Source organism: Candidatus Hydrogenedentota bacterium, from assembly GCA_019695095.1.
Classification (GTDB): Bacteria; Hydrogenedentota; Hydrogenedentia; order Hydrogenedentales; family SLHB01; genus JAIBAQ01.
Window position 1 is genome coordinate 25,572 of record JAIBAQ010000020.1, and the last position, 24,664, is coordinate 50,235.

The window sequence follows — 24,664 nt, forward strand, 5'->3', positions numbered from 1 at the left end:
CCGATTCACGCGACGCTTAGCAGGGAAGCTCCCAGCCCTTGCGGTATTCTTTGCTGACGATTTCAGAGGCGTTGCGGACGTTCGTCACAACACCCTTCTTGTTGTCCCAGCGAAGTTTCTTGCCGGACTTCACCACCAGGTTACCGAAGTTGACCATTTCGGTAAACGGACCCGCATAGTCGAAGTTCGAGCAGGAGGGTTCGCCGCCCTTGCAGGCGTCGATCCAGTTCTGCGCGTGGTCTTCGCCAGGAATGCGCGGAAGGTATGGATCGGGCTTCTTGTAATCCTTCATCTTCTCGTCGGGCATGAGGCGCGGATTACCGCCGTATTCGCCCTGGGTGATGACGCCCTTCTCTCCGACGAGGAAGGAACCGTTCATGTTCTCATCGCCCAGCACCTGGTTTTCAGGAATGCCGGCAGGACGCTTCGGCCGGTTGTAGATCTCTTCGCCGGTCTTCTCATCCTTCCAGTGACCGTCATACCAGTACACGTCGACCGGGCCCATGTCTCCGCGCGCCGGGAACGAGTACTTGATCGTGCTGGAGATCGGGAAGGTCTCTTTGTTGCGGCCCTTCTGCCACACGACTTCCACCGTGTAGTACGGGGCTTCCACCAACTTCAACGACATGTACACCGGGTCCATGATGTGGCAGGCCATATCGCCGAGCGAGCCGCCGCCGAAGTCCTGCCACGCGCGCCAATCGTGCGGGCAATACGCTTTGTTATACGGACGCCACGGGGCCGCGCCGATCCAGCGATCCCAATCCAGATTCTCGGGCTGAACCATTGGCGGCATGGGTTCGCCAAGGCCCTGGTTCTTCCACACGGGACGATGCGTCCACACGTGGGCTTCTTTGACCTGGCCGATAGCGCCCTTCTCGATCATCTCGCACAGCTCGCGTACGCCATTCCCCGAATGTCCTTGATTGCCCATCTGGGTGGCGACCTTCATCTCGCGGGCCGTGTTCGCCAGAAGGCGCGCCTCGGCGACCGTATGCGTGAGGGGTTTCTGCACGTACACGTGCTTGCCGAGCTTCATGGCCATATACGCGGCGGGCGCATGGGTGTGGTCGGGAGTCGAAATCGTTACCGCGTCGATTTCCGGCATCTGCTCGAGCATGATGCGATAATCGTGGTATTGCTTCACGTTCGGGATGCGGGCAAACGCCTCCTTTGCGCGGTCCCAATCCACGTCGCACAGGGCGACCACGTTTTCCTTCGTGCACGCCATGATGTCGCTCAGGCCCTTACCGCCCGCGCCAATCGCCGCGCAGTTTAGTTTCTCGTTTGGAGAGAGTTTCCGTGGCACGACCTTTGCCGTGTTCGGCGCGGCGGCGGCCTTCGAAAAGGTCATAACCGCCGAAGTCGTCGTTGCCATGAGAAACGCTCTTCGAGTCAGAACATGCTTGCCCATACGTTGAATCCCCTATTGCCGTGGTAGCCGCTACCCACTGTTTGTATGCGTCGCGCGAGCGGATGATTCCTTCGCCGAACACGTTACTATAGGATTCAAGGAGCGGCCTTCGCAACCGCGTCGCGCTCGCGGGGTTTAACGCAAAGTCGTAAGGATGTTTCAATCTGGCGGTCTACTCGCTCTGCGGGAGGCAGTCGCAATTCTTGCTGTAAGGTGACTTTGTTGAGGAAGTCAACGCGCCACGCTCATTCAACTCCCATCCTGTTCATCTTGTGAATCCTTGTTAAAGAATGGAATTGAGGTCTTTCCATTGTAGCTTTGGGAAGGTCCCTGTTCCGCGCACACGCAGAATCCTGGAATTCGGCTTCCAGGGAACCCTTGAGACTTTCCGGGGATAACAAGAGAAACAAAAAATACCCCCCTCAACTCCCGGAATTGCCGCATGGCGCCGGGCGCCGGATGGTCGCCATCGACTCCGCCGGGAGGCTTGTTGTGCCCCTCGACGGGCGCGGGGCGATGAAGTTTATGTTGTTAGCCGCCAAATGCTATAATGAGCGGCTGTGTCGCGTTTTCTTTTGCGATTTTGTGGATAGGACTCCCCGGATCACCGTGATCCTGGGTGGAGGATATGTATACATGCGGTGGATGAGTTTAGTAGTACTGTTGTTGGTTGCGTCGGTCTGCGTGGCCCAGGAGGCGCCCGCTCCGGCTCCGCCTGCTCCAGCACCCGAGGCGGCGCCTGCGCCAGCACCGGCACCTGCTGAACCGGCGCCAGCACCGGCTCCGGCACCCGCCGAACCGGCCCCAGCGCCCGCCCCCGCGCCAGCACCAGAGCCAGCGCCTGCTCCCGCGCCTGAACCTGCACCCGCTGCGCCCGCTGAGCAACCGCCCATGGCGGAACAGCCTGCGGCACCAGCACCGGCTCCGGCACCCGCCGAACCGGCCCCAGCACCCGCACCCGCACCAGAGCCCGCGCCTGCACCGGCACCGGCACCGGCCCCAGAGCCCGCGCCCGCGCCACCCGCTGCCCCGGCAGCGCCCCAACCCATCGCCAATCCAGCCTTGCCAACGCTTGAGCGCGTCTTCGGAGAAATGGTGAAACTCGATCCGAACTTGGTGGCGCAAGTGAAGGCGTTGGAACCGGGCAAGCTCCAGTTTGTCGACGCCAACCAGGACGGCAAGCCGGAAGAGGTGTGGTTTATCGATCCGTCGCCTCGCATTCCCGCGGAATACCAGCCGGTGCTTGTACGCGCTATCGACGAAGACAACGACCTCGATAACGGCCGCGAACCCGATATGGACAGCGACGTATATGTCGCCGATTGGAACGCGGATGGCATCGCCAATGCGGTGGTCGATTACACGGACATCAACGACGACCAGCAGTTAGACGAAACGGCGTTTTACTTTGCGGGAGGGCGGTTCGGAGCACCTGAAAACGCGCTCATGGTGTGGTGGGGCAAGGACATTGGTGGAGACCACCTGCTTTGGTACAACGTCGCCTACACGTATTTCCAGGACCTGTGCCAGTGGCACTCCCACTTCAGCGGTGACGAGATGTTCAGCGCCTTCATTCTGACGCCGGACACGCCCGAGTGGGTTCCCGTATTCGAGAATCCCTTTGTGTTCTATGACCGCGACCGGGACACGGCCAGCGAAGAGACCATTCGCTATGAGTTTGTTGATGGCGCGTTGAAATCCTACCGGCACAGCTTTGACGCAGACAACGACAGCACCCGCGAACTGCCGCATGACTACGACGTTTCCATTAGTGCTTACGCCCCCGAAAACACGCGCATGGCCGACACCGACACGCAGCGCTTGACCTTGCGCGGCGTGCAGACGCAACCGCTATTGACACACCCGGCCGCAGCAGCCATGGGCGCTGGAATCCCGTGGACCATCAAAATGCTGACCTGGGACGAGAACGACGATAACGTCGATGGAGACGGCAAAGCCGATCGTAACGAGCGTTGGGAAGGCATCATTGCGAAGGGGGCTGAAGGATTCCCGCAAGTTGGCGGACCCAGTTGCGGCGCTTTCAACAAGCGGTACGAGCTTGAGCCCGCCAGCAAAACGCCCATCCGCGTGTATTTCCGGCCCGCAGACCACCGCATCCATCTTTTCGGCGCGAAGAAGTCGTGGATCGATGTCGACGCCAACGAAGATAGCCAGTCCGACATGAAATACGACATGACCGATTCCAACAACGACGGAATCGTGGACACGTGGGCCATCGATATCGATTGCGATGGGAAGGCCGACGATACGTGGCAGGCCGCGGATGCGTCCATCGTCGATTTGGGCTGGAACTGGGGCGAGGTAAACACCACGCACACGGGCGCATTGGCCGCCGACGCGCCCGCCTTGTTTGCGCTGTCGCAACGTCTGGAACAGGCCTTGGCCGCCAAGGGAACCGACCCGGCAACGGACCCGGTTGTCCAATTGGTACGCTCGGGTTTTGCATCCCCCGCGTTTGACGACGCGCGCCGCCGCAAGTACATGAGCAGCGAAGAAACGCGCGTTTATTATTTCGGTCTTATTCGTGACCGCATGATTGTCGCGCTCAAGAAAGCGCACGACAATGCCGCATTCTGGCAGGGCCTCAACGAAGCGCGCAGCCGCGGCGACTACGGCAAGATGCGGGAATTGGTAGAGAAGGAATTTGCTTTGGCGGAAGCGTTGCCTGCCTACCCGGATTGGGTTGCCGGCAAGATGAACGAGCTTCCTGCCACGCCGCGGGTCGCGTGGGCGCAGGATTGGCTGCCCGACCAAATCGGCTGGGAATCGGAGAAGATTGCCTACCGGACCGCCTGGGGGCAGATCGATTTCTTCGGCAAGAAAAAAGACGCGCTCCTGCTGCCGACTCTGAAGTCGGAAGAGGGCATTGAACGCGAGCAGGATTGGGGCATGGACAGCCTCTTCGTGCGCGACACGGCAGGTTGCGGCGGAGTGACGCTTTACGTCAACGGCAAAGGTTTCCCCGTTCGCAGCCCGCAAGGAGTCGGCGCGGCGACATTTACGAAAGGCTTGGTGGAACAGACCAACGACAAGGTCACCGTCGAGGTCAAAGGCGCGAATGTCGGACCTGAAGGCGCAACGTATACCGTACGCCTGCGATTCACGGCATTCGCGGGACGCGCGGATTCCGCAGTAGAAGTGTTGGTCGAAGGTGGCGCGCCCGAAGACAAGATTGAACTGGGTATCAGCCTGACCCGGTTGTCGCGCCAGGACTTGGTGGTGGACACGGCGGCCGGAGTGTTCGGCGTGAAGGGCGAGCAGACCTTCAACGTGGGACCCATCGGGATGGGGGTCGTGTACCCGGTATCCCGTTTCCTGCGAGTGTCCAACCCCGCGAGCGAGAACGAAGTTGTCCTCAGCATCGACAAAGGGACTCCGCTCGTCTATCACATCATTGCCGATTGGCAGCGAGGCCGTCAGTACCCGGTCGCGCCGTCCACCGGCGATTGGCTTGAAGAACTGCGGCGCCTTTCGCAACTGGTTGGGTTAAAGTAGGCCCCGCTTTTAGTGATTCCATCTGTCCTACGTGTCCTCCACGAACCAACGCGGAGGACACGTTGCTTGACACCCCCTCGAATGCTTCCTAGAATGAAGTGCTCTGCGATGAGATGGAAGGCCTGGCGCAGCCATCAACCTGCACGGGGTTGGCCGTCGTTTGCCCGACAATTACACAGTTTTACGCTCATAACGCCACAGGATTATCCCTCCACATGACTTCGAATCACGGCGACGTTCGACCCGGCGGCAGTAAGAAGAGTCTGCTCAGCAAGCCCACTTCCGAGGCAACTTCCTCGGGAGGAAGCGCATTGCGGAAATCTACCGACCCCGCGTCCAAGCGCCGTATCGGCCAGTTGCTGGTCGATTCGGGACTGGTAGACGAGCGTCAGCTCCAACGCGCGCTGAAGGTACAGGAAGAAAAGGGCGGCAAGATCGTCGAAATCATGATTGCGCAGGGCTCCCTGGATACCGATCAGTTCGTGGAGTTCCTGGCCCGGCAGCCGGGTGTGGCAAGTTTAGACCTGTCGCATTACGAAGTGGCGCGCGACCTTGTTCAACTCGTGCCGCGCGAGATCGCGGTACGCCATGAACTGTTCCCGATCGACCGGCTTGGGCGGCTATTGACCATCGGCATGGTTTGTCCGCTCGACTCCAATACCATTCGCGAAATCGAAACCATTACCGGTCTTCGCGTGAAAGCTCTTTTGTGTTCCGCACATGACATTCGAGAAGCCATTGAGCGGTACTATCCGCAGGCCGATCCCGAAGTCTCCACGGAAATCTCGCTGGCTACGTCTTCCGCATCGGAAGATGTGCATGGTCTCAAAGCGCCGATCCGGTTGCGCAACGTTGCCGCGCTCATACACGAGGTCGACACGCTGCCCGCGCTGCCCGAGACAGTCAAACGTGTGCAGGAAGCGACCCTGGACCCGCTAAGCTCCGTGCGCGACGTCGCCGACATCATCGTCCTGGACCCGCCAATCGCGGCGAAGGTGCTGAGCGTCGCCAACTCGGCGGCATACGGTTTCCCGCAGCGTGTGGACGATATCTCTCTTGCGGTCGCGTTGTTGGGACTCCGTGAGACCTACTCCATCGTATTGTCCGCGGCCGTCGTGAATATGTTCGAGAAGTCGAAGAAATTCGACTACAAGAGTTTCTGGGTTGAGTCGATGTGCTGCGCCGGCGCGACGCGCATAGTCTCGAAAGCGGCGCGGCGCAAGCATCAGGTTGGTGTATTCTCTGCAGGACTGCTGCACGACATCGGGCGGCTCGCGCTTTCCGAGATTGTGCCGGAACTCTACGCAAAGGTCCCCAAAGAGTTGTCGTCGCTTGAACTGGTCGCGGCAGAAGAAGAAATCATCGGGCTATCGCACACGGAAGCAGGGTACCTGCTGGGCGAACGTTGGGGTCTTCCGGTAGACATTGTCGAACCGATTCGCTTCCACCACCGGCCCGACTTGGCGGTCGACAGCAAAGAGAATGTGGCCATCGTATCCATTGCGTCCGCAATGGCATACGCGCAAGGCGCGTCCATCGAAGAAAACGCTCCCATTTTCGAAGATCTGAAGCTGCCCATGACGATTCTTCGCTTGGACTTCGAATCCGCGGAAGCGATGCTGGTCGAGTACCTTAGTCTGCGCAATGCCTGTCTCAGCGATTCACTGAGTTGAGCGCAGTCATCGAATCAGCATGACGTCGCCGTAGGAGTAAAAGCGGAACCGCTCCTCTATGGCGCGCCGGTAGGCCGCCCGGATCAGTTCCTGTCCGCCGAACGCATAGACCAATGCCAGCAAGCTGGAACGCGGCAAGTGGAAGTTCGTCTGCAGCACGTCCACGCCGCGAAATGCGTACGGCGGATAGATGAACGTGTTGGTTGCGCCGCTGCCTTCTCGAAACGTGCCGTCCACGCACTGCGTTTCCAGCACGCGCGTTGCGGTCGTGCCCACGGCAACGATTCGCCCGCCTTTTGCCCGCGTCTCATTCAACGTTGCCGCCGTTTCCGCGGGAAATACAAAATCTTCGGGGTCGAGCTTGTGCGCTTCGACCGTCTCCGCTTGGATCGGCTTGAAGGTGCCGTATCCCACGTGCAACGTAAGCGAAACTCTGCGCACGCCCAGTGCATCGAGCGATGTGAAGACTTCGTCCGTGAAGTGCAGGCCCGCCGTGGGCGCGGCCACGGCGCCCGGTGATGCCGCATAGATGGTCTGATAACGGGTCAGGTCATGTGCGTCCGGCGATTCGCGGTGAATGTACGGCGGCAGCGGGATCTCGCCCACCTCTTCCAATGCGCCCAGCACGTTTTCGGTTTCGAAACGCACGCGCCGCTTCCCATCGGGGAGTACATCCTCCACAACGGCGCGTAGCACCCCCTCCACGATAACGGTCACGCCCGGCTTGACGCGCGCCGACGGCCGCACCAAGGCCTCCCAGCAACCCGGGGATTCCTCGTGGAGCAGAAAGATCTCGACCGCTCCGCCCGACGGCTTTCGGCCGTGCAGGCGGGCGCGGATCACACGGGTCTGGTTGAGTACGAGGCAGTCGCCCGCGCGCAGATACGCCGACACGTTGCGGAAGACGTCCGTGTGGATGACGCCATCGGCGCGGTCGATCACCATCAGCCGCGACGCGTCGCGTTGCTCACACGGCTGCTGCGCGATAAGCTCTTCGGGAAGTTCGTAATCGAGTTCGGAGATATGCATGCTGTGGCCTGTTGAGACTCCATGGTAGAGAACATGACACGGCATTCACAACGGTCCTGCGACGAGGATGCCAGGGAGCGCGCCAAAGGCCGGCAATGACACCGAGCGATCGTGTACATACGAAGCGGGCTGTTTGGGGAATTGCCCTGCTGATCGCGGGCTATTCCGCGATCATGCCGCTTGTCCATCTCTGGGTTGCTTGGGCTCCGCCCAAGGGAATGGCATTCACGGGCATGCACCATTCCGATACGGTTGTGTTTCTTCATTGCATGCGCATGTTCGCCACGGACTTCTATTCGCCGTTCGCAAGCTGTCACGCGGAACTCGGCGCGCACAGTGTGCGTTACTTCGCGACGCCCTTCTACTGGATCTACGGTGCCATCGGGGCGATCGGCAGGGTCTGCAACGCAAACGAGTGCATCGCGCTTGGCCTGGCGAATGGACTCAGTACCGCGGTGTTTCTCTGCGCCGTGTATACGTTCTTTCGTTCCGCAGCACCCAGGCAGGCCCGTCTTGCGTTCGTGCTCTTTGTATTGGGCGGCGGAGTAGGCGGATTGACCTATCTCGCATCCGGCGCACTGGGATTGCATGGCAGTACCCAGTTCGACACGTACTTCAAATGGTTCACCTTATCGCTCGTTGAAGGCAATGCCAATGTGAAGATGCCCAGGCTCTATTACACGCTTCCCTTCGCCATGGGAATGTTTGGTCTGACGCTAACGATACGCAACGCAACCCGCTCCGCTGTGTTGCCAATGGCGGCGAGTACGCTTCTCATTGCTGTTGGATCGTTCTTCAACGTGCGATTGGCCCCGCTATTCTTTGGAACAGGCCTGCTGTATCTGTGGCTTGGCGCGGCCGGGAAACCGGTCAAACCACGCGTCGCCAATGCGTCGTTTTTGTTTGCAGGTGTTCTTCTGGGCGGTGTTGCGGGCGTGTTCGTCATGCGGTTGAGTCCCACGTTCTACAACAACGCGTTTAGCTCCGTGCGAGACTCGCTGTCCCTGGGGGCTTATGTGTTGGACACCTTGCCGTTGCTGATTGCGGCTTCCGTTGCGGTGTGGCAGACACGGTCGGACACAGGCAGGCTGGGCCGCGTCGCGTTGGCGGCGGCGGGTGGATACATCGTAGCGTACGCGGTCCTCTATGCTGCGTTTCACACGTACTACGGCACGTGGCTCATTGTGCACGATTACGCCGCGCCGATAGCCGTTTCGGACTGGGCCTTTGTGGGCGCTGGCGCGGGTGCAGTGTGGGCGTGGCGCAGGCGAGTGCCGCAGTCTGGTTGTGTCGAGGGACACGGCTGGATCGCCATCTGGTTTCTGGCGTTTCTCGCGTTGGCAATCACGGCTTTTGGCGCGGGATGGTTCATGCGATTCACGCCATCGCGCATTCACTGCATCCTGGGCATGCCGTTGTCGCTGCTGGCAGCGGCGGGAATTCATCGGGTTCAAGCGCGCCGGCCTGTGCTGGCGCGCGCGCTGACCGCAGTCATCCTCGTTTGCGGAATCAGCACAACATTGGTATCCGCGCTCTGCTTCATGGGTCCGTTGGGATGGAAACCGGACGCGAGTCCCTTTGCGTACATCCACGGCGAATCCATGACACTCGCCGACGCGGAGGTCATCGCGCACATGCCGCCGGGCCGCGTACTCACGCAATACACGCCGGGACCGCAAATCAGCGATGTCATCTCGCTGCGGCCCCAGAATAGCGTTGTTCTGGGCATGGGCACGATGAACCTATCCGATCTGAGCGCCTCGGAGATGGCTGCGGCCGTGGACCGATTCTTCCAGATTGAAACCACGGACGAAGAGCGCCGCGCCTTCGTGCGTAATTGGTGCGTGGACTACATTCTTTGCAGTGACACCCACAAGCAGGATGACGCCGTCGAGAGAGAATTGCGCAAGTCGAATTGGCTGCAACTTGATCACGAACAAGGTGGAGCAGTGTTGTTTCGCGTGATGCCCGGTTGAATCGCGCGGCTCGTTCACGTCAGGATGTGCGCCTGAATTTCCGGTGACAACGAAGGGCAAGGCTATGAATCTTCAGCGTGTGCGTTCGTGTATTCGTGAGACACCCGTCTTCAAAGGACTGACGCCGCGAATGATCGACCGCGTCGGCATGACGCTGCTGTGGACGGGCGAGATCATCCGGTTCTCACCGGGCCAGCCGTTGTTTGTCGAAGGAGACGAGCGCGATACCAGCGGCTGCATTCTGCTCGACGGCGACGTGACTATTACGCGGGAGGGCGGTGACCCCGTGACGTGTACGGCGCCGGAATTGTTCGGCGAGATGCACCAGCTCGAAGAGACCGCGCAACGTACCGCCACCGTATGGGCGGCAACGGACGCGGTCGTGCTGCGTTTCGACTGGCACGAGTTCATAACCGCGATGGGGTTGCTGCTCACGCAGTCCGAACAGATTCAGTTGAAAGAAGCGTTCCTGCATCTCACGCAACGGCGCAGGAAGGGTCAGGAATAGACCTATTCCGCGACGACGTGCAACACCATCGGCTTTCCGTTTCGGAGCACGCGCGCCTCGAACTGTTTTTGACCCTGCAGTCGGTCTGCAAGTTCGAATATCGACGCTTCGCTGGTGATGGGAATGCCGTTTACAGACTGAATGACGTCTCCGCTCATTAGCCCCACCTTGCCTGCCAACGGTATTCCGCCAAGATTGTCGGACGTTATACCGATGATTCTGCCGTTGGCGTCCTCCACCATTTGCGGCGCTGCCTGAAGCATCAGCGTAACCGGATCCAGCGCCTCCAGCTCGCGTTCCATTTGTTCCGCATTGACGACAATTGCACCGTCGTTCGACTTCTTGGATTCGCTTTTCGGCGACGGAGTCGCGACGGGGGCCTCGCTCGCCCCGTCTCCAATTCGAATACGCAACACCACGGACTTCCCTTGCCGGGTGAGATCCATCTGCAACGTTTTTCCGGGCTTGAGTTCCTTCGCTGCCTTCACCACTTCGTCGCGCATCTGGATAGGCGTGCCGTTGACCGACACGAGCACATCGCCTTCCTTCAACTCCGCCCATTTGAGGAACAGGTCATTGCTCGCGTCGCGCAACCGAACGACAACTTGCGGCTGCTTTCCCGATACCTTCATCGTCACCAAAGACGCTTCCAGTCCATCGGCAAGCGTTTGGGCCTGATCCGCGCGAATGGTCTTCATGACCATTTTGGGGGCGGGCGCAGGCGCGGCCTCGCCTCCGGACGCCACATTCGCCGCGAGCACGGTCAAGGCGAGTGCGGCAACTCCTACTCGTAACGGCACGATTACGCGCATTGAACTCTTCCGGTTGCTATTTAGGAACAAGGGTAGCGTATGCCTTTCCAGGGTGCCACGCGCCAGCCTGAGACGGAACGTAGATCCACCAATTGTCGCCAATGGGGTTGTCCACCGAATTCAGGCTCTTGACGCGAATCCACTCCCCGTATACTTCCTGGATCTGCACTTCGCCGATGGTACTCGTGACGGTTGCGCCGACGGCAAACAGCGGAGGCAGGGCGGGCGCAGTGTTTGCCTGCGCATACACCGCGGCGGGCTGTGCCAGCCACATGGCGACCGCGCCACCTGCAAAACCCGCTATCAGACTGAGGGCCACACTTAACGCCATTTTCTTCATGTTTCTCTTCCTACTTGGGTGGACTCGCCGCCAACGCCCCGCGCCGGGCCAACTCCATTGTAGTGCTCAGGTTACTGGACGACAAAGCGCGTCCGGACATTCACGTACCGGACGGTGTGCTTTCCGGTACATCAGACTGGGGTTCGGGCGCGGGCGTTTCGCCCCGGAAGCGCTGCAACTCCTTTGAGATAACATCCGCCATGGGCTTGAGAATGCCCTTGACGCTGATTCCTTCTTTCAGGACATTTCGCATGAACAACACACAGAGGTCCGCCGTCGAAACAGGCGAATCGCTGCCAAGGTCTGTCATTTCAAAGGGTTCGATGGCCAGTTCGAGGCTTGAAATGGGTAACACGTTCGAACTCAGGGCCAGCATGGCCCCATCGCACTTGAGCCTCCTGACGATGTAAGCATGCTTGGCGCTTTTGGGGGCATCCGACGCAAGGGGTTTTCCACGCAGACGCGAAGCGTTTTCGTCGAGCTTCCCGAGATTCGTGCCCACGCCCGCCTCATGGCGCAGATTGATTCGGGCGTCCACCACCGAGATCTCTTTGATGGTCGGCGTTTCGGAAAAGACCGTGGGAAGGTCCAACTGGACGAGGATGCTCGCAAACCGCATCGCCTCGCCCTTCTTGAATTCTTTCGGGTTGTAGATGGTCAGGCCGCCGATCTCGATGGCTTCCTTGGACCAGACCACGGAGACCTCATCGACGGTGACCTCGGTGTCGTACACGTAACCGAGGCCGCGCTCAATGCCTCGTTTAAGGCCGGAGTCGAACCGTGTCCCGATGAGGATGACGCCCAACCCGATGAGGATCAGGACCAGGCCAATCGAGGTGACGATGAACTTAAGTAGCGCTTTCACGATCGCTCCGCCCTTGGTTTGCCGGAGCCATTAATCGAAGATGTGAGCCACGCGCCGAATCTCCGAGAACAACTCGTAGTAACTCAAGCGCCCGTAATAGATCGCTTCCTCGGGCGTCGGCGCGCGCCACGCGGGCACGCCCGGCGAGATTCCCGGCCACTCGAAGTAGTACTTCGAGCCGATTCCTTCCAACACAAGCTTGACCGCGATCGAGTCCGCGCCAATCGCCGGCACGCCCTTGAAGAGATCGCTCTTCGGGAAAATAAAGACCGTTGCTCGCCGGAAGACCTTCAGGGCGCCCGTGGGCTCCTCCTCTACCGGCCCAAAACTGCGGCTCTGTATCGGGGCAATTGTCGTTCCGTCGGGCAATTCCAGGTGAGCGGTAATTCCGCGCAGGCGGACCGCGTCGTAGGCGACGCTCATGTCCGCGAACTGCGACTCCAGGCGGCATTCGATGACGATGTAGGCATCGGCGATGGCGAGCGCGTCGCTGTCCAAGCCCGGCTCGGCGTTGGCAGGCGCTTTTGAGGCGGCCTTCTTCACCTCGACGGCATGCGAATCGAGCCAGATGGCCCTCGAACCGCCGCCGAACAGATCGGGATAGCGCCCCTCGCCCGCGTGGATGGTGGAGATGCCCCACGCCGGCTCAAACCGATAGCTGGCCTCGATCGGCGGAGGCGGGGCAGGCTTGCTCGGTGTCTGGCACGACGCCAAAACAACACACGCCACTACTCCCACCCAGACCTTCCTTAGTCTCATGGTTTGTCTCCATCGGGTTGTTCAGTCGGCTCTTGATTCGGTTTTTCCGGCTTGCTCTTCTCGGGAGTTTCGTTCAGGCGCACTTTGGGCTCCCGGGGAGTCTGCGGCGCATCCGGGCTCAGCGGAGGTTCCTTGATCGAGCTTTCGCCGTTCTTGCCGCCGATACCGTAATTGCGCAGCGTCATCTCGCCGTCCGGGGCGCGCATCCGCACCACACCCGATGGCGTGACCTGGTCGTTGATCCAGAGGTCTACCTTCTTTTCGCCATCGACGATCTCATAGTGCTCGGCGCGCACCTTCCCGTCCAACGTGTCAATAGAGTCCATGCCCTGCGATTTACGCTTGGGAGACTTTTCGGGAGCTGCCTTCTGTGATTCGGTATCGAGCGCCAACTCGCGCGCGGGGTCGGGGGCCAGCTTCTCGATGACGCGGTGTATGTTCGCGGGGTCACTTGTGGGGCCGGTGAGCAACATCTTGTAGATGATCTTGTAGCCGACTTCCGGCACGATCTCGAACTCTACCCAGTAGCCGTCCTTATTGCCCACCTCTTCTTCGCCCACGATGGCCTGCCGCACCACGTATCGCTGGCCTCCTCGCGAATCGATCAGGTCATACCAGGCCCACTGGCCCACCTTGGGGTTCACCAGCTTGCCGCTGAGAAAGTCGCCCACGACACCCTGGGCGTGCGCCGCAACGCACGCCGCCGACATGCAAACTATCGCTATAACCAGTCGCTTCATGTGCCCGCCTCGTATACACAGCTTCTTTGTAGGATGTATCGTATCATAGTCGGGATTTCGCACGAATACACCTGGACTTCTCGCTCAGTGAATTCGAACGTGAAAAGCCTTAGATGTCGATGACTTGGAGATTCTCCTTTTTCGTCTCCCCCGCGGAAGCGGGGGTCCATCTTCGTGCTTTGGATATCTGTACAAAGCGAAGATAGATTCCCGCTTGCGCGGGAATGACGGGAAGGGGTGTTCTTGCTCAGCTTCTGATGCGATTGCCTGGACTTCTCGCTCCTTGTGAGTTTGTGGACGATTTCGGCGTATTCTTCCAGAGATGACTGGCGGCAGGGGTGAAACAAACGCGAGCCATGAAAGCCCTAACTTCATTTGAAGAGCGGTACGGTCCGCTGACACGGCGGCTGAACCGTTTGCGCCGGGCCTGGCGGTGGCGCGCGAAGTGCGCTTCCCGCAAGCCGGCGCGCATCCTCGTGGAGACCCGGTGGCGGCTCGGCGACGAAATCATGGCGCTTCCAATCTACGAGGCGCTTAAGACCGCGTTTCCCTTCGCGCGGGTCGACGCGTGGTGCAACTACCCCGATCTGCTGCTGGATTCGCCGTATGTGGACACGGTCTACGAAGGCACCGCGATTCCCGACGATGACGGCGTGGATCGGTACATCTTGATGCGAGGCGCGCCACGGGATCGGTATCGGCGGGAACACTACGCCGCGTTGGCGGGCGTGCCTACGCCCGAATGTGCCCCGAGGTTGTACTACCGCGATTGGACGTCCCCGATGGTCCGTCCACACGAAAAGACGATTGCCGTGAGTACGGGGGCATCCTGGCCTACGAAGCGCTGGCCTATCGATCTCTGGAGAGAGTTGTGCCAAGCGCTGGAAGAGGAAGGCTACCGCCTCATTCAGCTCGGCAAGGACGACGAAATCGTCGGACTACAGGAGTCGTTTCTGGGGAAGACCGGTATTCGCGATGCCGCATGCCTGCTGCATGCCGCGCGCCTGTTCATCTGCTGCGATTCGGGCCTGATGCACCTTGCCCAGGCCGCCGGAACGCCGGCCATCGCCTTGTTCGGCCCCACGGACCCCGCGATACTGCTACGCCCCAACGAAGGCGTCACGGCCATCACAAACGCGCGGCCATGCTTTGGGTGTTGGAACATCTCCCAGGACATGCAAAAAGAGGGCGTGTGCCCGATTCACGAACCGCAATGCCTCGGGACCATTACACCGGCCCGGGTGTTGCAGGTTGTACACGAGGTTCTTGCGCGTGAGTAGCGCATCGAAAAGAATACGCGTGCTTTTTCTCACGCTGTATCCCGACTTGGCGGCCAGCCCCAGGTACCGCGTTGCCCAGTTCTTGCCGCATCTGCGCAAGCACGGTATGGAGTGCGCCGTCGCTTCCGCCGTTACCGAGGACGAATACTCCTGCAAAGGACGGCCACTCTGGTACCACGTGGCCGAATTGCGGCATCGAGTCGCGCAGATGCTTGAAGCCAGTCACTACGATGTGGTTTTCCTGCAGAAAGCCATTACGACTGCCTACGTGCGCGGCAATCACACGATTCTTCGCCGCCGCGCGCGGCGATTGGTTTATGATATAGACGACGCGGTGCATCTATCTCCGCCGAGTTCGTTGCGTGGCGCGCGACGGATTGTTGAAGACCGAGCGCAGGTGCGGAAGCTCATGGCCATGTCCGACCTTGTCCTGGCAGGAAACGCGTGGCTTCGTCAGGAGGCCGAGAATGCAGGGGGGAACGCTGTGTTTTTCCCCACCGTCGTCGATACGGATCGCTTTGTGCCCTCGCAAACTGGTTCGCCCGCGTTTCGAGTCGGTTGGATCGGGAATCCCAGCACCACACCTCATCTGGCGGCGGCCGCGGATGCATTGGAATCGATGAACGACACCGAAGTGATTGCCATAGGAGCCGACCCGCATTCGGTTGCGTTGACGCGGGCGACCGTGGTCCCCTGGTCCTACGAAACGGAGGTAGCTTCTATACAGAGCCTCTCTGTTGGAATCATGCCTTTGCCGAAGGACGAGTGGACCCGGGGAAAGTGCGCGCTCAAGGCGCTGCAATACATGGCGTGCGCAATACCGTGCGTGGCGACGCCTTACGGCGCTGTGACCGATATCATCCAGCACGGTGAAAACGGACTGTTCGCCGACTCAACGCAGGAATGGCGGGATGCTTTCGAACGACTGCGCGACCCGCGCGAGCGCGCTCGCATCGGCGATGCCGGAAGACAAACCGTGATTGAGCGCTTCAGTCTCGCGAGCGCCGCGCCGCGGCTCGTCGCGTTGTTGGAGGGCGTAGCATGAGCGATCCCCAGATACGCGCGACGAAACGGGTCTGCTACGTGATCCCTTCCCTTGAACCCGGAGGCACGGAGCGGCAATTGATCTATCTCCTGCGGGGCTTGGCGCGCGACCACGAATTGACGGTCATCTGCACGCGCGGCCCCGGAGCCTTCATCGGCGAAGCGCGCCGTTTAGGCGCGTATGTATATTCTCTTGAAGGTTGGGGGGGCTGGGATTTCTCTCTGGGAAGAAGACTGCGGCACATTTTTCGCGCCCATCGGCCCGACATCGTGCACACGTTCCTTTTTGGTTTTGAGTTGGCGGCAAACCGCGCTGCGCGCGAAACCGGCGTCCCCGTGATTGTGTCGAGCCGTCGCGAGTTGGCGGACTGGAAGAAGAAGCGGCACTTGCGCATTCAGAAACGCGCGAACGAGTTGACGGACTGCATGATTGCGAATAGCCGGGCCGTTGCCGAATTCGCCGCCAAACAAGAAGACGAAGACGTGAGCCGATATCGCGTAATCTACAACGGAGTTGATGCGGATGCGTTCCGGAGCACCGTTGAGCAGGAAACGATTCGCGCGTGTTTCTCCATACCGCGGGACAAGAACGTCGTCGGCATGGTCGCCAACTTCAGCCCGGTGAAGGACCACGATCTGTTTCTTGAAATGGCGGCTGTCCTGATGCGCCGGCGAGAAGACATCCATTTCTTGCTGGTCGGATCGGGTCCAAGGCAGAAGGAAATTCTCGAGAGTGTATCGCAGCGCAATTGGGAGGACCGCTTCACGCACGTGACCACGGTCGATGAAATGGCCGACCTCTACCGGGCGATGACCGTGAGTGTTTTGTGTTCGAAGATTGAAGGATTCCCCAACGCGCTCATGGAAGCCATGGCGGCGGAACGGCCCGTCGTGGCGCCTGCCGTCGGCGGCATTCCGGAACTGATTAAAGACGGCGTCACCGGCAAACTGGTCTCCGAGCGAACGCCCGTGGCGTTTGCGGACGCGGTCGAAGCCTGTCTGGAACGCCCAAACGAGTGCGCGCGCATTGTGCAGCACGCGGCCAAGTACGTGCGCGAAGAATTCTCCGTCGATCGCATGGTGGACGCGCATCGCGCGCTCTACACGCATCTGCTTGCCAACGCCACCCGGGAAGGAGGCTGACGCATGTGCGGAATCTGCGGTATGGCGTACAGCGATCGATCCAGGGCTCCGGAAGTGGCGAGGGTAGCGGCCATGAACGCGGCCTTGAGCCATCGCGGCCCCGATGACTCGGGCTTGTGGGCCGACGATAGCGTCGCGCTGGCCATGCGCAGGCTCGGCATCATCGACTTGGCGCGAGGCCGCCAGCCTTTCCTGAGCGATAACGGCCAATTGGCGCTGGTCTATAACGGAGAAGTCTACAACTTCCGCGAATTGCGCCGGGAATTAGAGGAGCGTGGTCACACGTTCCGCACTCTATGCGACACCGAAGTCGTGTTGCACGCCTACGAGGAATTCGGCGACGACGCGTTGAATCGTCTGAACGGCATGTTTGCGTTTGCCTTGTATGACAGGACCAGGCAGCGTCTGCTTGTTGCACGAGATCATATCGGGATCAAACCGCTTTTCTACTCGTATCGCAACGGACGTCTGCTGTTTGCATCCGAGTTGGATGCCTTGCTGCAATCCGGGCTTATCGACGGGACCATGAATCCCGCAGCTTTGGACGCCTACTTCACCTACCTGTACATCCCCGCGCCCGACACCATTCTGCGCGACGTACAGCAACTGCCTCCCGGGCATAAGCTCGTGCTGGAGCGCGGCAACATACGCGTCGAATCCTATTGGGAACCGGAACTGGACCTCGACCCTACGTGGTCCCTCGAATCCTCCGCCGAACGGTACACGGAATTGCTCCTCGAGTGTGTGCGCAACCAGTGCGTGAGCGATGTGCCCCTGGGCGCGTTTCTGAGCGGCGGCGTGGATTCGTCGGCGGTTGTGGCGGCGATGTGCGCCACCGGCGGCGCGCGCGTACAGACGTTCTCGATTGGGTTCGACGACGCCCATGCCAACGAATTGCGGTTTGCGCGCCTTGTTGCGGAACATTTCGGCACCGATCATGTCGAAGAGATCATGAAGCCCGATGCGGTGGAAATCGCCGCGACCCTCATCCGACATTTTGGACAGCCCTTCGCCGACTCGTCCGCCGTGCCCACGTGGCTGGTGTCGCGTCTCGCGCGGCGTCACGTAACCGTTGCGTTGTCGGGTGACGGCGGAGACGAACTGTTCGCGGGCTACACGTGGCTGCACATGGCGCGCAATGTGCATCGATACCGGCAAGTCCCCGCACCCGTGCGAAGAACCGTCGACGCGGCCCTCGGCTTCGTTCCGAGTTCGCCCATGGCAATGAAGGTTCGCCGGTTCAGCCGCGATTCGTTCTTGGCGCCGCTTGAAGCGTACCGCCGCAGGCAAACGTGTTTCGACGCAACCCAACGCGCCCGCTTGTTCCAGCCAGATGTGGCGGACCGTGTCGCCGCGTGCGGCGTTGACCGCTTTCGGGAGCACGCCGACCGCGCATCGAGTCTCGACTACGACAACTGGATGCTGCGGCAGGATTTTGTGATGTACCTGCCCGACGACATCCTGACCAAGGTGGATCGCATGAGCATGGCGGTGTCGCTGGAGGCGCGCGTTCCCTTGCTCGACCTGCGGATGGTCGCGTTCGCGAACAGCTTGCCCTTGCCCCTGAAACTCGACGGCGGTATATCGAAGCGCGTCGCGAAGAAAGCCCTCAGCAACTTTCTTCCGGCCGACGTCTTGAAGCAGCGCAAGCGTGGATTTGCGGTTCCGATTCAACGTTGGTTCCGCGAAGAACTGCGCTCCCACTTCCAGGATTGCGCGCTGTCATCCGAGTCGCGATTGCGCGGCTACCTCGCGCCGGATGCGGTGAAAGGACTCTTCGACGCGCATGTGGCGCGCCAGGATGACCTTGGTCATCATCTGTGGGCGGTGCTCATGTTCGAGCATTGGTTACGGTACGCGGAGTCTATTCCGGGTTTCTCGCCCGCGTTGCCGTGAGGCGGTTTCAGCGGCGTAGGAAGAGAAAACGGAGTCCGAGCAATCCGGTCGCGGCGAGGGAGAGAAACGAGACGGCCAATCCCACGTAGTGCGGCAGAGGACGGTAGCGAAATTCGATCACGTGCTCACCGGCGCGCGTCGCCACTCCTCGAAACAACCCGTTAACTTTCAGTATGGGCTGCCGTTCGCCGTCCACCCATGCCACCCAACCCGCCGAGAACGTGTCCGCAAGGACGGTGATTCCCGGCTGCGTCGATTCGACGCGCACGATGACGTGTTCCGGGCTTACGTCCTCCACGGAACACGTTGCGCTGACGCCTTCGTCGGGGACCTTTGCGGACGCGGAATCCGCCGCCAACAGTTCCAGACCATCCGAAAACGCGTCCACAACGCATTCCCGTGCGGGATCGAGGGAAGGATCCGCCAGGGCGTCCAATGCCGCCGTGAGACCTACGGCCACGCGCCAGCGGGGCGTCCAGTAGGAACGAGGCAAGGCGTCTTCATTGAGGAATATCCGCACGTCTTCGCCGGACGCCGGGAGTTCACGGAGCCGCGCGCCACGGGTGCGAAAGATGGGCTCACGCAAGAGCCCCTGAGGCGTCGCCAGCAGGACGCGCGCCGCCATGAATCGCAGCAGACCCGGCTGCGCCGCGTCAGGCGACACGCCATTGCCCGAGGTTCGCGTTAGCGGGGTTGGATTCGGTACCAGCCGCTCCCACCACTGCGCTTCGTCCTTCGTGACCGGCAGATCGACCCCGCCAATCAGGCTCAACGGATAGATGAACCCCAGATTGCCGTTGAGTGAAACGTCGAGATCGCGTGTCGAAAAGAACGCGCGCGCGCCCGCCGCCTGAACGCGGGCCGTATCAAGGACGGTAGCGTGCAGCGTGTAACACCCGGGCGCGTTCTGGCGCGGATGCCGGTACTGGGTTTTGCCAGCCGAAGTGAGGTCCACAAAGAGCAGGACGGCCAGGGCCAATATCGTAACGTTGCGCAGCCAGTGCTTGCGCCAGATCAGGAACGGTCCGACGATCATGAACATGGCCAGCATCTTTCCGCGCACTTCGCCGCCAAAGCCCACGGCGACGAAGACAATGACGGCCATCATCGCGACCGCAGGAAAGAAGATGGACGGCGCGCGGAAGTTCTGTTTCGGCACGAGCACACGATCCGCGCCGAGGGATACCAGCATGGCGATTCCAAAGATTGCGGGATGCAGCAGGGCAAGACGCGGAAAGCTCAACGGGAGCCGGATGGGCAACAGAGTGGCGACTGCAATCAGTACGGCGGTCGCCCCGAAGAAGAAGCCTACTTCACGCCAGCGGTGTCTGTGAAACAAGGCGGCGGGGATTAGCGCCAAGGCCGGAATGCCCACGTACCCGAGCCGGGGAAGCATTCCGCCCGTCGGCGCGAACACTTGGGCCAGCAACTCGCCTGGCGCGGTGTAGGGCTGCGCGGCCACCGTCATGTTCCAGAGTGTCTGGGAGGGATCGGCGGTGGCGAGGGCGTAGTTCAGGGATGGCAGCCACTGCACGGCGGAAACGCCCAACGCCACGGCGGGTATGGACAAGGTCAACTTGACGCGTGTCAGGAAAGGCGGCGCCAACGGGTTGTGCGGGAAAACGGCTATCAGGGCCAAGTATGGGACCGCCAACAGAGCCGCCGCGACCGCCAGGGCATATACCCCGGACAAAATGAGCAGCGCTCCAATGACACCCGCAAGCACGGCCATCGCGCGGTCGAAGTGATATGCAAACTCGCGAACGGCCCAGAAGAACAGCGGCAGCCAAACCAGCGCGTCCGCGACCGGAGGACGTGTGACGCCTCCCGCGGCAAAACCGCAGAACGCATACACAATTCCCCCCAGCAGGGCCGGGAGATGACCCACGCCCGTGGCGCGCGCCGCCAGCACGAAAAAGAGCCCCATGAGGAACAGGCAGAGAAACCCGTGCAGGGCCATGGCTTGCTCAAGGGGGGCGATAAGAAAGACGGCATTCAAGGGTTGGAACAGGCCCAATCGAGCGTCCGTGTATACGGGGGTGCCGCACAACTGCCGGCTGTTCCACATTGGGAAATGGCCCTTTTGCATGGACCCAAAGGCAAAGTCATACGCGGGGTAATAGAATTGATAAAGATCGCTGTTTTCGTAGGCCTCGTGGGGGCCGCCCGGGGCAATAAAGGCCGCATTCCAATAGATCGGCGCCAACGCCACGAATACGAGCGCGACCAGCAGCATCGGGCGGAACGAATACCGATACGGCGAGTCAGTCTCCAGGAAGGTTAGCTTCAGATTTCCGGAAAGCTCGGCGATCACGGTAGGCGTCCGGAATACGATTGAATGCGAGAGACGGTCGTCCAGGATCCTGGAACGGCAAAAGCCATGATTACGTCTCCCGCGGCGCTTGGGCCGGTCAAACTATCCACTCCACCTGAAATCGTAACACCGGGGTTTAGGCGCTTTCCATCGAACGGGGTAATTCATGGTAAGATTCCAGGGAGAAACATCGTCCTGGGGAAGGGTAATGAGGAAGAATAGAAGCGTGCGTGAGTGTGGAAGCCGGTTGCTCTGGTTAGGAATTGCGGCAGTAGCCTTATGCGGAACGGCATGGGCAGTGCCTATAGGATACACGGATTGCGAAGGCTATACCGTTATCTTCGACTCGGACAACCCGCCCGCGTGGGCCGTACAACCTCTTGTTCCTTCCCACCGCGCCAAGTTCAATCAGATTACGTTCAACGTCACCTACCTCGACGTTACCAACAATAACAACATCGGATTCGACGACCCCGCTTTGGGTACAGCGCGCCGCGACGTCGTGGACCGTGTGCTCGAATACTTGGGCGATGTCCTCAACGAATCCAGCCCGGCAACGTGCGATATCGTGTTTAATGTCTCAGAGACGGACGGAACAAGCTTCTTGGCGTCTGCGGGGCCGTATTTCTCGGTTTCTCCAAATGGGTTTAGCAGCGGATTTGCCCATCAGCACATCACCACGGGTGTAGACCCCAGTGGCAGCGTCGCAGACGTTACGTGTACGGTCGACTTCGGCTGGCCTTGGTACACAGCGGCGGCAACTACAGTCCCTGGCGGACAATACGACCTCTTCTCCGTCCTGTTGCACGAAATGACGCATGGTCTCGGAATCTTGTCGCTTTCAAACGCCAGCGGGACCAGCAAGATCTCCGGAGGAAACCCGGGCGTCTACTCGAAGTGGGACGACTACATGGAGACAGGCACCAGCGGAACCGTCATCTTCAATAACACGACGACGGTCTTCGTCGGCAATACGTCGTACCTTACCGGCAGCAACGGCGGACTGGTCTTGGATTGTCCCTTCGGCAATGCCGCGTACGGCGGTACGCGCCCACCCTTGTATGCGCCTTCGCCATTCGTGTCGGGAAGCAGTCTGAGCCATTGGTCGGACGGCATCGGTAGCGCGTACGTGATGAAACGCAGCATTGCTTCCGGCGTGGCAATTCGCACGTATGCGCCGGTCGAAGTTGCTGTCCTCAAAGATATTGGCTATGTGAATGCCGAAGCTCCGACCGCGCCGGACGTCGATTTCGCCTCGGCCACGTATACGATCGCCGAAGGAAACAGCACGGCCTCGCTTACCGTTTCGCTCTCCGAGGCGCCTGGCCCCGGCAATACGACAACGGTCGACTACGCGATTACCGGCGGCTCTGCCGAAGCGGGCAAAGACTATACCCTCACCAGCGGCACGGTGCAGTTCAATGCCTTCGACTCATCGAAAACAGTCAATATCCAGATTCTCGACGATGCGTTCCGGGAACCGAACGAGACCGTTGTGGTCACGCTGTCGAATCCCGTGTACGGCGTCCTGACGGGGACCAACAATCCTGCAACCTTGACGATTCAAGACACCGACCCCTTGCCGGGTGTCGATTTCTCCAGCGCGACGTACTCGATTGGCGAATCGGGATTGGCCGCAACCCTGGAACTGCGCCTCACCGACGCGCCTGGCACCGGCAACACAGCCGTGGTCACGTATACGACCAGTCCGGGCACGGCAACATCGGGTGTGGACTACCCGGCGGTGAGCAATACGGTTACGTTCGGAGCGGCGGAGACCGTCAAGACCTTTAATGTACCCATCACCAACGACACGAAGCATGAATCAAACGAGACATTCACGGTGACCTTGAGCAATCCATCGAGCGCGATTCTGCTGAATGTGCTGAATCCTGCAACCGTGACCATTACTGACGACGATCCCGATACGGATGCGGACGGTATTTCCGACGCAGATGAGTTGTCGGGCCTGTTCGGTTACGTGACCAACCCCAACCGAACCGATACGGACTATGACACGATCCCGGATTGGGTGGAGATTCAGGGATTGAACGGACACCTAACCGACCCGACCGATGCGGACTCCGACAACGACGGCGCGCCCGACGGCGTGGAAGTCTATTTCGGAACCGACCCGCTCGACCCCTTCGATACGGCGGCGTTCCCGACAATTTCCGTACCTCGTTTCGAAGAGAGGTAACTCAATCGTCGGCGCGGCCGGGGTACATGGCTTAAACCGGACACCTGGCAGTACCGCGACTATCGTTTGAGGCGCAGCCGCCCTCGGCTGCGATTCAGCGCGCTGCGGTTACAGGCCTGCGGCGCTACCCATATGTCCTCACATCGTTTTCCTTCTTCCATCCCTTGACGCAGGCCCGTGAGCCGCGTAGGATGACGCGGGGTGTATTCGGTTTCCACAGGAATAGAGTGCAACGGGACTGGAGTTGCGATGGAAGCCACGAGTTTGTCCGTCGTCTTGGTGACGCGTAATCGCGCATCTCTCCTGACGATGGCTCTGGCGCATTTGGAACAGCAGACGTTTCCTGCCGCTCGCTTCGAGATTGTGCTGGTCGACGCGGGCAGCACAGATGGGACGCCCGAGGTCATGCAGCGATACGCGGCGGGCGCGCCGGTTCGCATCCGTACGTTGCGCACGGAGGACACAAACACCTCGCGCGCGCGCAACACCGCCATCAAAACCGCCACGGGCCGTTGGGTCTTGTTTCTGGATGACGACCTTTTGGCGGGACCGGGTCTCGTAGAGAGCCATGTGGCGGCGCAAGAACGCGCGGGCGGCGAGTGTGCCGTGATTGGCAAGGTTGACATGCATCCCCAGGCCGATACGAAGGTCTTCCTCGGAGAACGCGAACTGGGACGCAGGCGGAACTTCCTCAAAGACCAACCCCTGCGCTTTCTCGATTGGCGGCTCTGGAACCTGAGTCTTCCGCGCAACCTGTTGATTGAAGCGGGCGGGTTCGACGAGGAATTCTCGGTGTCTGGGCTCGACGATATCGAGTTGGCGAATCGCTTGGAGCAGCAGGGACTGCGTGGATATTACTGCGACGACGCTTGCGCCTACCTCTGGATGCCGTTGAATCTGGAAGAGCAGCGCCGCCGGTACTATGCCGAAGGTCATACGCTTCCCCGCGTGATGGAGAAGACCCAATCGGACATGGTCCGTAACCGGTATCTCGGCCCTCTGCGCTGGGGTCTTCCGGGACCCGCGCAGGTGATGCTGCCGGTGTACCGCCGCGCGTGTATGTTGCTGGCAAGCAACACGCGGCCTTTCGGCTACATGTGCCGCCGGATTCTGATGCATGCCATGCGCGAAGGGTATCGCGATGCCCTGCGCGGA

Annotated in this window: 18 protein-coding genes; 10 read left to right on the forward strand and 8 right to left on the reverse strand. The window is 60.3% G+C overall.

What is annotated here, in order from left to right; genetic code table 11:
* Positions 1-16 precede the first annotated feature (16 nt).
* Positions 17-1,414, reverse strand: a complete 1,398-nt coding sequence (locus K1Y02_05625) for a Gfo/Idh/MocA family oxidoreductase (protein MBX7255820.1) — start codon at positions 1,412-1,414, stop codon at positions 17-19.
* A 636-nt stretch (positions 1,415-2,050) separates the two neighbouring features.
* Here K1Y02_05625 and K1Y02_05630 point away from each other — a divergent pair.
* Both K1Y02_05630 and K1Y02_05635 read left to right on the forward strand, forming a co-directional pair.
* Positions 2,051-4,930: a DUF4861 domain-containing protein gene (locus K1Y02_05630; protein MBX7255821.1), complete on the forward strand. Its 2,880-nt coding sequence runs from the start codon at positions 2,051-2,053 to the stop codon at positions 4,928-4,930.
* Positions 4,931-5,145: 215 nt separating this feature from the next.
* Positions 5,146-6,603, forward strand: coding sequence for an HDOD domain-containing protein (locus tag K1Y02_05635; protein ID MBX7255822.1), 1,458 nt, complete (start codon positions 5,146-5,148; stop codon positions 6,601-6,603).
* 6 nt (positions 6,604-6,609) lie between these two features.
* Here K1Y02_05635 and queA read toward each other — a convergent pair whose 3' ends face one another.
* Positions 6,610-7,632, reverse strand: coding sequence for a tRNA preQ1(34) S-adenosylmethionine ribosyltransferase-isomerase QueA (queA, locus tag K1Y02_05640; protein MBX7255823.1), 1,023 nt, complete (start codon positions 7,630-7,632; stop codon positions 6,610-6,612).
* A gap of 95 nt (positions 7,633-7,727) precedes the next feature.
* Between queA and K1Y02_05645 the strand changes: the two genes are divergently transcribed.
* Together K1Y02_05645 and K1Y02_05650 are read left to right on the forward strand one after the other, a co-directional pair.
* Complete coding sequence (locus K1Y02_05645; protein MBX7255824.1) at positions 7,728-9,608, forward strand: hypothetical protein; 1,881 nt, start codon at positions 7,728-7,730, stop codon at positions 9,606-9,608.
* 64 nt (positions 9,609-9,672) lie between these two features.
* Positions 9,673-10,116 carry a cyclic nucleotide-binding domain-containing protein gene (locus tag K1Y02_05650; protein MBX7255825.1) on the forward strand — a complete coding sequence of 148 codons (444 nt, stop codon included), beginning with the start codon at positions 9,673-9,675 and terminating at the stop codon, positions 10,114-10,116.
* A gap of 2 nt (positions 10,117-10,118) precedes the next feature.
* Here K1Y02_05650 and K1Y02_05655 read toward each other — a convergent pair whose 3' ends face one another.
* The 5 genes from K1Y02_05655 to K1Y02_05675 all read right to left on the reverse strand — a co-directional run bounded on the left by K1Y02_05655 (position 10,119) and on the right by K1Y02_05675 (position 13,632).
* Positions 10,119-10,928 carry a PDZ domain-containing protein gene (locus tag K1Y02_05655; GenBank protein ID MBX7255826.1) on the reverse strand — a complete coding sequence of 270 codons (810 nt, stop codon included), beginning with the start codon at positions 10,926-10,928 and terminating at the stop codon, positions 10,119-10,121.
* A gap of 16 nt (positions 10,929-10,944) precedes the next feature.
* On the reverse strand, positions 10,945-11,268 hold the full coding sequence (locus tag K1Y02_05660) for a hypothetical protein (GenBank protein MBX7255827.1): 324 nt from the start codon (positions 11,266-11,268) through the stop codon (positions 10,945-10,947).
* A 100-nt stretch (positions 11,269-11,368) separates the two neighbouring features.
* Positions 11,369-12,133, reverse strand: a complete 765-nt coding sequence (locus tag K1Y02_05665) for a hypothetical protein (protein ID MBX7255828.1) — start codon at positions 12,131-12,133, stop codon at positions 11,369-11,371.
* Between the two features lie 30 nt (positions 12,134-12,163).
* A complete protein-coding gene (locus tag K1Y02_05670) occupies positions 12,164-12,892 on the reverse strand; it encodes a hypothetical protein (GenBank protein ID MBX7255829.1) in 729 nt (242 codons plus the stop codon).
* The gene (locus K1Y02_05675) at positions 12,889-13,632 is read right to left on the reverse strand and encodes a hypothetical protein (protein MBX7255830.1); all 744 of its coding nucleotides are present in this window, start codon (positions 13,630-13,632) and stop codon (positions 12,889-12,891) included. The genes K1Y02_05670 and K1Y02_05675 overlap by 4 nt, the downstream gene beginning before the upstream one ends.
* Positions 13,633-13,988: 356 nt before the next feature.
* Here K1Y02_05675 and K1Y02_05680 point away from each other — a divergent pair, with 356 nt between their 5' ends.
* Genes K1Y02_05680 through asnB form a run of 4 tightly spaced genes read left to right on the forward strand, consistent with a single transcriptional unit; the run spans position 13,989 to position 18,995 of the window.
* A complete protein-coding gene (locus K1Y02_05680; protein MBX7255831.1) occupies positions 13,989-14,912 on the forward strand; it encodes a glycosyltransferase family 9 protein in 924 nt (307 codons plus the stop codon).
* Complete coding sequence (locus tag K1Y02_05685) at positions 14,905-15,957, forward strand: glycosyltransferase family 4 protein (protein MBX7255832.1); 1,053 nt, start codon at positions 14,905-14,907, stop codon at positions 15,955-15,957. Before K1Y02_05680 ends, K1Y02_05685 begins: the two co-directional genes overlap by 8 nt.
* Entirely contained in the window at positions 15,954-17,099 is a 1,146-nt protein-coding gene (locus K1Y02_05690; protein ID MBX7255833.1) for a glycosyltransferase, read from the forward strand. The genes K1Y02_05685 and K1Y02_05690 overlap by 4 nt, the downstream gene beginning before the upstream one ends.
* 3 nt (positions 17,100-17,102) lie before the next feature.
* Entirely contained in the window at positions 17,103-18,995 is a 1,893-nt protein-coding gene (gene asnB, locus K1Y02_05695) for an asparagine synthase (glutamine-hydrolyzing) (GenBank protein ID MBX7255834.1), read from the forward strand.
* A gap of 7 nt (positions 18,996-19,002) precedes the next feature.
* Here the strand turns inward: asnB and K1Y02_05700 are convergent, their stop codons facing one another.
* Positions 19,003-21,309, reverse strand: coding sequence for a YfhO family protein (locus tag K1Y02_05700; GenBank protein MBX7255835.1), 2,307 nt, complete (start codon positions 21,307-21,309; stop codon positions 19,003-19,005).
* Between the two features lie 226 nt (positions 21,310-21,535).
* Here K1Y02_05700 and K1Y02_05705 point away from each other — a divergent pair, with 226 nt between their 5' ends.
* On the forward strand, positions 21,536-23,509 hold the full coding sequence (locus tag K1Y02_05705) for a hypothetical protein (GenBank protein ID MBX7255836.1): 1,974 nt from the start codon (positions 21,536-21,538) through the stop codon (positions 23,507-23,509).
* Between the two features lie 249 nt (positions 23,510-23,758).
* The coding region (locus tag K1Y02_05710) for a glycosyltransferase (GenBank protein ID MBX7255837.1) at positions 23,759-24,664 on the forward strand (906 nt) is incomplete at its 3' end.